A 12,312-nucleotide genomic window follows, 5' to 3' on the forward strand; every position below is an offset into this window, starting at 1 on the left:
TCCAGGGAATGCAGACGGCCATCATCGAGCTGTCGATCATCGGGACGCTGCTGTGCCTGGCCGTGATGGGCTTCAACCTTCGTAGAGCTCGAAACCCCGCTCGAGTACGCAGCTATCCTTAGCCAGGTGAAGTTTCTCAGCAGGTTCTACATCGACGGGTTCATCCTCGGAATCATCATCGCCGCGGTCCTCGGCAGTGTGTTTCCGGTATCGGGAACCGCCGAAACCGTGCTGGGCTGGGCCACCAAAATCGCCATCGGCTTCCTGTTCCTGCTCTACGGTGCCCGCCTCTCCCCACAAGAAGCGTGGAAGGGCGTCAAGCATTGGCGACTGCACAGCGTTGTTCTGGCGTCGACGTTCCTCTTGTTCCCTCTGATCGGCCTCGCGCTGCGGATCCTGACACCGTCGTTGATCAGCGACGAGTTGTACACCGGAATCCTCTACCTGTGCCTGGTTCCGTCGACGGTTCAATCATCGATCGCCTTCACCTCCATCGCCAAGGGCAACGTGGCGGGCGCAATCGTGAGTGCGTCGTTCTCCAACCTGATCGGCGTCTTCATCACGCCACTGTTGGTGGTTCTACTGATGAACACCACCGGCCAGGCGACGGTCGATTTCTCTTCGATTCTCGACATCGTCGCGCAGTTGCTGGTCCCGTTCATCGTCGGCCAATTGATCCGTCCGCTGGTGATCGGCTGGCTCCAGAAGTATGCGGAGCCGACCAAGTACGTCGACCGCGGATCAATCCTTCTTGTTGTCTTCGCCGCATTCAGCGAAAGCATGAAGGACGGGATCTGGAGCACCATCACGATCTGGCAGATCCTGACTCTGGTGGTGGTGTGCTGCGTGATCCTTGCGGTGGTGTTGGGGGCAACCACCCTTGCCGGCAAGAAACTCGGCTTCGATCAAGCCGACCAGATTGTCATCATCTTCTGCGGATCCAAGAAATCCTTGGCGACGGGCCTGCCAATGGCGGCGGTGCTCTTTGCCGGGCAGCCTGTTGGCCTGATCGTGTTGCCGCTGATGATCTTCCATCAGATCCAGCTGATCGTGTGTGCCGCGCTGGCGCAACGCTTCGCGAAACGAGATCCGGTCAGCGTCGGGTAGTCAGTTCCGTTCGAGCTCGATGGGGTGACTCGCCAACATCGCGAACGGCAGCGGTTGGCGTCGCAGCACCCGGGCCCAGACGTCGACGCGCGGGACCGTCAGCACATCCGAAGGCAATGAACTGGTGACCATCCAGTCGTTGCGCTCGAGCTCCGAATCAAGCTGTCCCAGAGTCCAACCCGAATATCCGGCAAAGATTCGGATCCCCTCGACCAGAGGAGCGATGACGTCGGGATCGGAGTCCAGATCCACCATGACAACTTTGCCGTCCACGCGGCGCAACCCTTCGATGCCGTCGATCATGGCACCGTTGCGAGCGGTTCCGAGACATAACGCGGAATCCTGCTTGACCGGCCCGCCCACGTACAGCGAAGAAGGGTTGGCAGTGAGCGGCGCCCACTGCGGGAGGACGTTCTGTACGGCCGTCTCACTCGGCCGATTGATCACGACGCCAAGGCTTCCGGCGTCATTGTGTTCGATCATGTAGATGACGGTGCGACGAAACGCAGGTTCGGTGAGATCGGTGGACGACACCAGCAAACTACCCGGACGAACCTCCGGTTCTATCCAGGCCATTCGATCATCGGGTCCTTCTGCGTGCGGCACAGAAGACATCATCTCACTTCAGCCCGGCGATCTCCGCGAGCAACGTCAGGTGCCGCTCGAAAAGCTCGACGGGCTCGGCAAACGTGTCGGATCCGTACTGACCGAACACCTCGAAGTTGACGGAACCGAACAGCGCAACCCACACCAGAGTTCCCCGGGCAACCGCATCCAGCGATAGTTCGACGTCCATTTCGATGCGGACGCGTTCGAGATCCAACGTCAAGGGTTCTCCGAGCTCGGCGTCCTGCTGCTGCGCCAGAGCCCCCGACCGATACGCACCATCGATGATCGCGATCAATCGAGTGACCACACGGGTACCCGGCCCAGTGGTCTCTTCACCCGGAGCGTGGTAACCGGGGACCGGACTGCCGAACAGCAACCCGTATCGCGCAGGCTCGCGCAGCGCCCAGACTCGTAGCGCTCGACCCAGCGCCAGGAACTGACCTCGATAATCCTCCGAGGCAACGGCATTCACCGCTTCATCCACTTCGGCGCCAAGTTCGTTGTAGCCGTCGACCACCAGCAACGTCAGCAGTTCGTCGCGACTCGCGACGTAACGGTAAACCGCCGAAGACACCACGCCCAGATCGCGCGCCACAGCCCGCAGAGACAACCCGGCAGCGCCGACTGCCGCCAGCTGCTCACGCCCGATTCGAGTGATGTCCTGCAAAGTCTGTTCGCGCGCACGCATCCGGGGAGTTTCGGCCATGCGGACATCATGCCTGAGTTCCGAGAGCAGAATCAACAAAAGCGAGCAGTGTTAATTAAAGAGAGCACTGCTCTTGACATGGCAGATCCGGGGGTGCATCCTTGAAATCGAGAGCAGTGCTCTCTAGTCTGAAACTTCACTGAGGAGAACCCCATGTCCAGCCTCGAAATCGTCACTGGTGCCGGTCCCGTCGGATCTACCATCGCACTACAACTCGCAGGTCAGGGCATCAATGTCCGCTTGCTGACCAGGTCTGGAAGTGGACCCGAGCACCCACTGATCGAGCGTCGTCGCGTCGATGTCTCAGATCCGGTTGCACTACGCAGCGCAGTCGACGGTGCAACCGCGATGTACCACTGCATCCACGCCGCCTACAACGCCGCGGACTGGAAACGCGAACTCCCGGCGGCAGAGAAAGTCATTCTCGACGTCGCAGCCTCGTTGGATGCGGTCGTGGTCTTCCCCGAAAGCCTCTACGCCTACAACTCCGACGCCGTGATGACGGAAACCGACCCACGCAACGTCGCCGGCGGCAAGCGCGGAGTGCGAACAGCGCTACTGAATGCTCGCGCCGCATCATCGACATCGACAGTGAGCGTCGTTTCCTCCGACTTCTTCGGACCATACGTGCGCACTGCACACGCCGGCGAACGAATGGTTCCGAAAATACTGGCAGGAAAGAAGATTCGAGTCATCGGCTCTGCCGATCAGCCACATTCCTTTACCTATGTTCCCGATCTTGCGGCCGCGATGATCGCCGCTGCCCACAACCCAGCGCTCTGGAACTCTGTCCTTCACGCGCCCACCGGACCCGCACTCACCCAACGCACTCTTGCCGATGCCTTCGCGCAAGCCGCAGGCGCACCCCCGGCCAAGGTTGGCGTCCTGCCGGCCTGGGTTCTCGATGCGGCCGGCAAGGTCAACACCGCTACCCGCGAACTAGCGGAGATGAATTATCAGTTCACCAAGCCATTCGTGATGGATTCGACTGCCAGCGAAGCACTCCTTGGCCTCGAGCCGACACCTCTCGGTCAGGCGGCAGGGGAGACCGTTGACTGGTGGCGCGCCGAGCAGGCCCGCACTGCGGCAGCCTGAAGAGCACGAACTGACCATCAATATTCCAATGAATGGGACATTCGTTCCCACACGCTGCACGACTCCTTAGTGTCCACGTCACACCAAGCGGATCTGACACACAAGCACTAGAGAGGTACTTATGCCCACGCTTCTACGAACAACCACACTGCCCGTCGAGCCGGACCAGATCTGGTCTGTGATCAAAGGATTCGACGAACTCGCGTCCTGGCACCCGCGCATTCCACCCTCCGAAATGGAGGAAGACACAAACCCGACCACCCCCGGCGCCGTACGCCGATTCGTCGTCGACGGCAACGTCGTGGCACGCGAAGAGTTGATCGAGCATGACGATCAGCGCCGAACCTACAGCTACGAGGTGCTCGACAAACCAATTCCGGTCGACAATTACATTGCACGCATCGAAGTAGTGCCTACGCCTGACGGCTGCGAAGTTCGATGGACTGCTACCTACGACGGAGCCGAGGAGATCATTCCCGTCGTGGAAAGCGCCTTCGGCGACGGCGTGTACTCGGTTGGGCTCGATGCATTGCGAGACCGGTTCGACCGCCGATAACTCGATTCCCGCTAGAGTTTCCCTCCATGACCGCCGCCTCGAACCGCCGCGAGGCTTGGTCCCGGACGCTTCACACTCTGCGCGAATCGCCGGGCCTCGCACGGTTGGCTCTCGTCCGCTTCTCGAGTCAGTTCGGCGACGGTTTGTTCCAGGCCGCATTGGGTGGTGCGATCCTGTTCAATCCGGAACGGGAAACCGATCCGGTGGCCATCGCTGCGGGCTTTGCCGTACTGCTACTGCCGTATTCGATCATCGGGCCGTTTGCCGGCGCACTTCTGGACCGTTGGGATCGACGCCTAGTCCTCCTGTGGGCGAGTGTTCTGCGCGGACTGCTGATTTTGACCGCCGCCGTCCTCCTCGTAGCCAGTGGCGGGGAATCCGCACTGTTGTTGTGCGCGTTGGCTGCCATCGGAGTCAGCCGATTTGTCGGCGCCGGGGTCTCGGCAGCCTTACCCAAGGTTGTCCGACAATCCTGGCTGGTGGCCACCAATTCTGTTCTCACAACAGCGGGTTCGGTGGTGTCGGCGCTGGGAGCGGCGACGGCCGTCACCATCATCGGGGTAGTCGGTGCCGGTGATCGGGCCTCGGCAATCGCGGTGGCGTCCGCGACGGTGGGATCAATCGTTGCAGCCTTGGCGGCAGCAAGATTCAGCGCCAGATCACTCGGCCCCACATCATCTGAAACCACAGCCCCTGAAACCGCGAACAGCAACGCCGCCCTCTCGGTCCTGGCCGGCCTGAAAACCGGAGCCACCGCAGTGTGGCAAGCACCCGGCGTCACCACCACGATGATCGGGATCGGTGCACACAGAATCTGTTTCGGCCTCAACACCCTCATCATGGTGCTGGTATTGCGGGACACCTCGAACGGCTCCGGATTGCCCGGCGGGATGGCCGGATTCGGCGTTGCCGTCGGCGCAACCGCCATCGGCATGCTGCTCGCCGCACTGATCACGCCGTTCCTGATACCGCGCATCGGGCGCTCCCGCACCGTCACCTATGCCCTGGCTGCGGCCGCGGCGATCCAACTCGTCTTCGTTACAAGCCTGACGCAGGGATCGCTGTTGATCGCCGCATTCCTACTCGGCATCGCCGGTCAGTCCGTCAAACTCGCGGGCGATGCCGCCATGCAGATGGACGTCGACGACGACCGTCGCGGTCAGGTATTCGCCTTGCAGGACACCGTCTTCAACATCGCGTTCATCGGCGCGATCGCTGCCGGGTCGACGGTGATCGCGCCCGACGGCAAGAGCGTCGGATTAGCTATTGCCGGTGCCGGGATCTATGCCGCGGGGCTGTCAGCCGTCCTGATCAATCGGCGCATCCGCGGCGGCTGACTGCGCCTTCCACCACTTCAACAACTCGGCCTCGGCCACGTCACGCTCGAGCGGACCGCGGTCCAGGCGTAGTTCCTTGAGGAAGCTCCACGCCTTGCCCACCTGCGGGCCGGCGGGGATGTTCAGCAGTTCCATGATGGCGTTGCCGTCCAGGTCCGGGCGCACGCGCGCCAGGTCTTCCTGCTCGGCGATGCGGGCGATCCGCTCTTCGATGTCGTCGTAAGTGGCCTGCAACTGGGCGGCCCGACGCTTGTTGCGGGTGGTGCAGTCGGCGCGCACGAGTTTGTGCAACTGCTGAATCTGTTCACCGGCATCGGTGACGTAACGCCGCACAGCAGAATCCGTCCACTGCCCCTTGCCGTAACCATGAAAACGCAAGTGCAGGAACACAAGATGCGAGATGTCGTCGACCATCTGCTTGGAGAATTTAAGCGCACGCAGACGCTTGCGTACCAGCTTGGCACCGACAACCTCGTGGTGATGGAAGCTGACGCCGCCGGCGGGCTCGTTACGCTTGGTGTCGGGCTTGCCGATGTCGTGAAGCAGTGCAGCCCAACGCAATACGAGGTCCGGATCACCCTCTTCGAGATCGATGGCTTGCTGCAACACAGTCAGCGAATGCTGGTAGACGTCCTTGTGCTGGTGGTGCTCGTCGATCTCGAGCTTCATCTGCGGAACCTCGGGCAGGATGTACTCCGCCAGACCGGAATCGACCATCACATTGATTCCGTCCACCGGATACATGCCCAGAATCAGCTTGTTCAGCTCGGCCTGCACCCGCTCGGCGGTAATCCGCTCGATCTGCGACGCCATTTCCTTGATGGCGTCGAGAACACGATTGTTTAACGTGAAACCAAGCTGCGAGACGAACCGCGCGGCGCGCAGCATCCGCAGCGGATCGTCGTTGAACGAGTTCTCGGGAGCCGACGGCGTATCGAGCTCGCCGGCCAGCAGCGCGTCCATACCGTTCAGCGGATCGACGAACGTGAAGGAACCGTCCGCGCCGATCTGCATTGCCATCGCATTGACCGTGAAATCGCGGCGGACCAGATCGTCGGCGAGCGTGCTGCCGTATTCGACGATCGGATTACGCGAGACGCGATCGTAGGCATCCGCCCGGAACGTCGTGATTTCAATCTCCTGGCCATCCTTGATAGCGCTGATCGTCCCGAAGTCGATTCCGGTGTCCCATTGCTTGTCGACCCAGCCCTTGAGCAGAGCCTGCACCGTCTCCGGGCGCGCATCCGTCGTGAAATCGAGATCACCGCTGAAGCGGCCCAGGATCGTGTCACGAACGCTGCCACCCACCAGATACAGCTCGTGACCGGCGGCGGCGAAACGCTCGCCCAGCGGATTCAACACATCGGAGAGCGTGCGCAATGTGTCGGAAGCGTCGGCAAGCAGTCGCAGTCGGCGATCGGCATCGGAGGTAGGGGCAGTCACGTCCATGGAGCTTACTTAAGGTGCGCAAATATAAGAACGCGCATATGAACGCGAGAGGCCGCTTTGCGCGGGTTACCGGTCAACGCATCGATGCCAACTAGTATCGATGAGGTGTCCGGTGCCGAACGAACGAACAGGAGCCGTCGCAACTCGCGACGTCGCCCTGCCGTCGGCAACCCCGAAAGGTCTGCGATGCGCACGGTCCGCGAAACTTCGGCCGGCGGATTGGTCGTCGACGGCTGGGGTGGCCCGCCCGAACGCCTGTGCGCTGCACTGATCGGCCGAACCGACCGCCGCGGACGCCTTCTATGGTCGCTCCCCAAGGGCCACATCGAGCAGGGCGAGACGGCCGAGCAAACGGCGATGCGCGAAGTCGAAGAAGAAACGGGCATTCAGGGAACCGTCCTGGCGCCGTTGGGCAGCATCGACTACTGGTTTGTCACCGAAGGCCGACGCGTCCACAAAACCGTGCACCACTACCTCCTGCGTTTCCTCGGCGGCGAACTTTCCGACGAGGACATCGAGGTCACCGAGGTCGCGTGGGTTCCGCTGTCCGAGCTGCATTCCCGCCTCGCTTATGCGGATGAACGGAAATTGGCCGAGCTCGCCTCGCAGATAATCGCAGAAATGCCCCGACCTGCTGGAATGCCGCTCACCACCGATACTCCCCGCACCACCGCGATACCAACGCTCCCGAAGGAACCGGACGCCGGATGAGAATGGCTCTACGGCGAGCGGGCGTTGCCGCTCTGGTGATAGCCGCTGTTGGTTTGACGGGCAGTGCTGGTGTGGGTCACGCAACCCCCGCCCCTGCCGGTGCGCTTCCAGTCGAGACCGGCTCACACACAAAAGCTCCTCGTACCAGCACCGACGGTAAGTTCCTGGAACTCTCCATCCAATCCACCTCGCCCAGCACCATCACCACGACCAGCGATCCCACCGTGGTCGTGCGGGGCACCGTCAAGAATGTCGGCGACAGGCCCGTCGAAGATGTCGGCGTCCGGTTGCAACGTGCGCCGGCCATCGACAATGCAGTCGACGTGCGCGGCGCACTCGAATTCGATCAGACCATCTTCGATACGGTCGGCGAATTCGATACCGTCGCCACCAGCCTCGACAAGGGCGAATCCCGGCCGTTCACGCTTTCGCTCCCGCTGCGCTCCGCCACTGAACTCTCCCTCGACATCACCGAACCCGGCGTCTACCCGATGCTCGTCAACGTCAACGGCACCCCCGAATACGGCGGCGCAGCCAGGCTCGACGACGCACGATTCCTCCTCCCGGTTCTCGGAGTACCGGCCGTGTCCGGTGCAACAGCGACATCCACATCGACCAGCGCTTCCACCGCAGTTGTCCCTCCCGACACCTCGGCCCCGGTCGGCGTGACAATGATGTGGCCTCTCGCCGACGCACCGAAACTCGTCGGCGGAATCCCCGGATCGATCAACGACCCCATCCGTCTGATCGACGACGAACTTGCCACCGAACTCTCCGACGGCGGACGCCTCGACGCGCTTGTCGACGCCGTCGAATCTGCGACCAAACCCGAAAACGACGCCGACGGCAGAGTCACGGATTCCCTCTGCCTCGCCATCGATCCCGACCTGTTGATTACCGTCGAGAACATGACGCGCGGATACCTCGTCGTCGACAATGCCGGAATCCCCGCCGGTGCTACCCATGAAGGCCGCGGACGCGACGCAGCCGGCAACTGGCTACAAAGAGTCAAGACTTTGGCAGCGTCGATGTGCACGACGTCCGTTCCATTTGCGCAGGCCGATCTCGCGGCGGTCGGTACCGTCGCGCATCCTGAATTGACGGCGACGGCCATCGATCGCCCCGCCGACATCCTCGACAACATCCTCGGTGTGACCTCGGTTCGGAACTTCGTCTGGCCGGATTCGGGAGTCCTCGATTCCGTCACCGTCGACACTCTCAATGCCCACCCCACCACCGCCCTGGTGGCAGCCTCGTCAGTGGACACAAGGGCCGGCGATTCGAGTCGCACACAACTGTCGTCACGCATCACCGACACCGTCAGCGCACTCGCTTTCGACACCGGAGCCGCCGCAGCCCTCGCCGCGACCGGATCCAACCCGTCGACGCCGTCGTACATCGACCAGGACACGGCGCCGCAACTCGTATCCGAATCCCGGGTTGCCCGACGTCAGGATGCGCTGGGCGCACTGGCCTGGTCCGCGTTGACTCCCACCGCCCTGCCGCGCAATCAGATCCTGGCGCCGCCGCAACTGTGGAGCGCCGACGCCGACGACGCCACCGCAGTGCTGTCGATGCTGTCGACACTCATCCGATCCGGCCTGGCCACACCGCAGTCCCTGCCCGCGCTGCTCGGACGGCAACCCGGCGCCACCGACACCGCGACGCTCGAGTACCCGGAACGCGCAACCGAGGACGGCCCGCAGACATCGGTCATCGACACTGCGCGAACGCAATTGCCCCGCATCGACGCACTCGAATCGACCCTTGTGGACGATCCCGGACTTCCGCTGACGCCGCGACGGTTCACGGCGCCGCTTCGTGAGGATCTGCTGCGCGCGATGAGTTCGGCCAATCGACGCGACGCCAGTGCCACCGCCGTCCGAAACGCCGAACGAGCAGCGAGCATCCGTGCAGCCAACGTGACGGGCACCGTCGACAACCTCTACCGAGCAGTCACCGTCGTATCTCCGGGAGGCGTCTACACACTGGCGTCCGGTCAAGCTCCGTTACTGCTCGTGGCCCGCAACGAACTGCCGATCGCGATCAACGTCAACCTCCGTGTGGACGCTCCGCCGGAGATGAAAATCAGTGATATCGGTCCCAAACAGTTGCCGCCGCGCGGTAGCCGACAATTGACTGTGCCTGCGGAAATGAACGATTCCCGCAAGCTGGTCGTCAACTTCTCCCTTACGACAACTGACGGACTCCAATTGGGTGTGCCGACCAGCGTGACCGTACGGTCGAATGCGTACGGTCGTCCGCTGGCCGCTCTGACCGCTACTGCGGGGGGTTTGCTGTTGTTCTTGGCGGGTAGGCGGCTGTGGCATCGATTCAGGGGTCAGCCGGACCCAGCAGATGAAGGGTACGAACAGCGATGACCGGGAATCCGCCGCAAGGCCCTCGGTCCGGGATCACGCGCAAGAACGCCGCGACCGGATCGCATCCACGCATGCCACCGTGGGAACGCGGCTACCCGATTCAGCCGGTCAACCCGGATGCGCGGTTCGACGATTCGCCCACCATGACCATTCCGGTGATTCGAGACTATCCGCGATACCGGGAAGCGGAAATGGAGCTGGCGGGGCGGCCCGTGTCGGAATCCGACAGTGTCGGTGCCGACCCCGACTCGCATGTTGTCGCCGGCGACCGCAAGGAAACCAACTCACGACTCCTCGCCGCCACCGGTTCGATCGCGATCGCGACCCTGACCAGCCGTATCACCGGGTTTGCCAAGCAACTGATGGTCCTGATGGTGCTGGGCCCGGCGATCGCCAGTTCCTTCACCATCGCCAGCCAGATTCCGAACATGATCGCGGAACTGGTTCTCGGTGCAGTCTTGACCGCGATCGTCGTACCGGTGCTGGTCCGCGCCGAACGTGAAGACCCTGACAACGGCGAAGCATTTGTTCGGCGACTCTTCACCGCGGCGCTGGTGTTGCTCGGGGTGGCCGCCCTCCTCGCCACCCTCGCCGCACCGATCCTCACGAGATACGTCTTCCTGTCGTCGGACGGCAAGGTCAATACCGACCTGACGACAGCTCTGTCGTACTTACTGTTGCCGGCGATTCTATTCTACGGACTATCAGCGCTGTTCACAGCATTTTTGAACACCCGCCAGATCTTCAAACCCGGCGCCTGGGCTCCGGTGCTCAACAACGTCATCGTTCTCGTGGTGTTCGCGATCTTCTACCTGACACCGGGTGAGATCTCACTGAACCCGGTCTCGATGGGCGACGCCAAACTGCTGACACTGGGCCTCGGCATCACGGCCGGCGTCATCGCTCAGGCCGCCAGCCTGATCCCCGCTCTACGACGCGAGAAGATCTCCCTCAAGCCGCTCTGGGGACTCGACGATCGCCTCCGCCAGTTCGGCGGCATGGCCGTCGCCATCATCTTGTACGTGCTGATCAGCCAGATGGGCATGATCTTCGCGACCCGCATATCCTCACACGTCGACGAGGCCGGCCCGGCCATCTACAGCCAGGCGTGGTTGCTGCTCCAGCTTCCGTACGGCGTCCTCGGCGTGACCGTGCTGACGGCGATCATGCCTCGATTGAGCCGCAACGCCGCAGCCGACGACACCCCTGCCGTGGTCGACGATCTTTCCGTCGCGACGCGACTGACCATGATCACGCTGGTCCCGATCATCATGTTCCTGACGTTCATGGGACCGCAGGTCGGTGAAGCCCTTTACGGTTACGGCCGATTCGGGCCCGAGCAAGCCGAGCGTCTCGGCACCGCCGTGAGCTGGTCGGCCTTCACCCTGATTCCCTACGCACTGGTTCTGATCCAGCTTCGCGTCTTCTATGCCCGGGAACAGGCGTGGACACCGACGTGGATCGTTCTCGGGATCACCGCCGTCAAGGTTGCACTCTCCGCTTTGGTGCCACTGGTCGCGTCCAACACCGACCAAGTCGTCATCCTGCTCGGCGCCGCCAACGGCATCGGATACATCACCGGAGCTGTCATCGGCGGCTACCTCCTGAGCCGCAGCCTCGGAAGCCTCCAGATGGCCAACGTCGGGAAAACCGTCTCCTCGGTTGTACTGGCGTCGCTAGCCGGATCCCTGACCATGTTGGCCGTCGACCGAGTGCTCGGATTCGATCAACTCACCGAACGATTCGGCGGACCCGGATCGTTTGTTCGCGTAGCTGTCGGCGGCATCCTCATGCTCGCCATCACCTTCACGATTCTGTACTTCAAGAAGATCCCGGAAGTTCTTTCCGTAACGGTTGCCGTCTCCCGGAAGATTCGTTCTGTGTTGGGTCGCCCCGAGCCGACACAGAAATCGCACGCAATTCCGAACGAAGACAACTCGGGCAAAAATATCGACGACGCCGCAACCGTTCTGATTCCCGCAATCAGAACGGGATCAAACGCGTACGAACAGCCAGGTGCGCTGCCGTACCCTGGTGCTGGAACCACCCCTCGACCTGGAACGACCGCTGTTTCCGGAACGAGGGGATGGGCAACCGAAAGTGAAGGAGCGAGGGTGAGCAACGACAAGGTCTCCGACGACAAGAACGCCGGAACTTCTGCCGTGAAGGCGTCCAAGCCGGCCTCGGCTGTAGAACCCAAGGCCGCTACACCTGAGACAGCTGCGCCGAAGGCAGTGGCACCTCAAGCTGCGGCGCCTCAGGCTGCAGGACCTCAGGCTGCAGGACCTCAGACTGTGCCATCCAAGGCTGTGCCACCAAAAGCTGTGCCGGCTTCCGCGCCCACTGCTTCCGCGCCCACTG

Annotated in this window: 10 protein-coding genes; 7 read left to right on the forward strand and 3 right to left on the reverse strand. The window is 62.3% G+C overall.

Annotated elements, in window-relative coordinates:
* Positions 1-126 precede the first annotated feature (126 nt).
* A complete protein-coding gene (locus tag QM600_RS21820; protein WP_283263634.1) occupies positions 127-1,107 on the forward strand; it encodes a bile acid:sodium symporter family protein in 981 nt (326 codons plus the stop codon).
* On the opposite strand, the gene QM600_RS21825 is transcribed toward QM600_RS21820, so the two are convergent.
* Positions 1,108-1,713, reverse strand: a complete 606-nt coding sequence (locus QM600_RS21825) for a YqgE/AlgH family protein (protein WP_094274671.1) — start codon at positions 1,711-1,713, stop codon at positions 1,108-1,110. It abuts the gene before it with no gap.
* Positions 1,714-1,726: 13 nt separating this feature from the next.
* Positions 1,727-2,422, reverse strand: a complete 696-nt coding sequence (locus tag QM600_RS21830; RefSeq protein ID WP_283263635.1) for a TetR/AcrR family transcriptional regulator — start codon at positions 2,420-2,422, stop codon at positions 1,727-1,729.
* 153 nt (positions 2,423-2,575) lie between these two features.
* Between QM600_RS21830 and QM600_RS21835 the strand changes: the two genes are divergently transcribed.
* The 3 genes from QM600_RS21835 to QM600_RS21845 all read left to right on the forward strand — a co-directional run bounded on the left by QM600_RS21835 (position 2,576) and on the right by QM600_RS21845 (position 5,410).
* Positions 2,576-3,517 carry an NAD-dependent epimerase/dehydratase family protein gene (locus QM600_RS21835; RefSeq protein WP_283263636.1) on the forward strand — a complete coding sequence of 314 codons (942 nt, stop codon included), beginning with the start codon at positions 2,576-2,578 and terminating at the stop codon, positions 3,515-3,517.
* A gap of 121 nt (positions 3,518-3,638) precedes the next feature.
* Positions 3,639-4,073, forward strand: a complete 435-nt coding sequence (locus QM600_RS21840; protein WP_283263637.1) for an SRPBCC family protein — start codon at positions 3,639-3,641, stop codon at positions 4,071-4,073.
* 26 nt (positions 4,074-4,099) lie between these two features.
* Complete coding sequence (locus QM600_RS21845; RefSeq protein WP_283263638.1) at positions 4,100-5,410, forward strand: MFS transporter; 1,311 nt, start codon at positions 4,100-4,102, stop codon at positions 5,408-5,410.
* Here the strand turns inward: QM600_RS21845 and QM600_RS21850 are convergent.
* Positions 5,372-6,853 carry a CCA tRNA nucleotidyltransferase gene (locus tag QM600_RS21850; protein ID WP_283263639.1) on the reverse strand — a complete coding sequence of 494 codons (1,482 nt, stop codon included), beginning with the start codon at positions 6,851-6,853 and terminating at the stop codon, positions 5,372-5,374. The genes QM600_RS21845 and QM600_RS21850 overlap by 39 nt on opposite strands.
* A 192-nt stretch (positions 6,854-7,045) precedes the next feature.
* On the opposite strand from QM600_RS21850, the gene QM600_RS21855 reads away from it, so the two are divergent.
* From QM600_RS21855 to QM600_RS21865, 3 genes are all read left to right on the forward strand, one after another.
* Positions 7,046-7,570: an NUDIX hydrolase gene (locus QM600_RS21855; RefSeq protein WP_502943054.1), complete on the forward strand. Its 525-nt coding sequence runs from the start codon at positions 7,046-7,048 to the stop codon at positions 7,568-7,570.
* Positions 7,567-9,951, forward strand: coding sequence for a glycoprotein (locus QM600_RS21860; RefSeq protein WP_283263641.1), 2,385 nt, complete (start codon positions 7,567-7,569; stop codon positions 9,949-9,951). Before QM600_RS21855 ends, QM600_RS21860 begins: the two co-directional genes overlap by 4 nt.
* A partial coding sequence (locus QM600_RS21865) for a lipid II flippase MurJ (RefSeq protein WP_283263642.1) occupies positions 9,948-12,312 on the forward strand: 2,365 nt, incomplete at its 3' end. The genes QM600_RS21860 and QM600_RS21865, both read left to right, overlap by 4 nt.

The sequence above is a fragment of the Rhodococcus sp. IEGM 1379 genome, assembly GCF_030056815.1.
GTDB lineage: Bacteria > Actinomycetota > Actinomycetes > Mycobacteriales > Mycobacteriaceae > Rhodococcus_F.